This is a genomic window from Clostridium sp. AF35-15 (assembly GCF_003477745.1).
Taxonomy (GTDB): domain Bacteria; phylum Bacillota; class Clostridia; order Lachnospirales; family Lachnospiraceae; genus Otoolea; species Otoolea fessa.
The window spans coordinates 381-581 of the sequence record NZ_QUDY01000030.1; the positions used below are offsets into that span (position 1 = coordinate 381).

Annotated in this window: 1 protein-coding gene; it reads left to right on the forward strand. The window is 38.8% G+C overall.

The annotated features are described in order from the left end of the window. Positions 1-201: hypothetical protein (locus DWZ76_RS15160; protein WP_207663663.1), on the forward strand; the 201-nt coding region annotated here is incomplete at both ends.

Below are 201 nucleotides of genomic sequence, written 5' to 3' on the forward strand. Positions count from 1 at the left end.
GTGTGCAGCCAGATCGGAAGCAGGAAAGAAAGGCGGAAGACCGAAAACAAATGCTTCTGATAAAAAGCAAATGGTTTCGGAGGAAAGCAAAAAAAGCAAATGCTTTTCTGAAAAAGCAAAAAAAGCTGATAATGATAATGAGTATGATAATGATTTAAAAGAAAACACCCTAGAGGGTGTAAAAGAAAAGCGCTTCGCGCC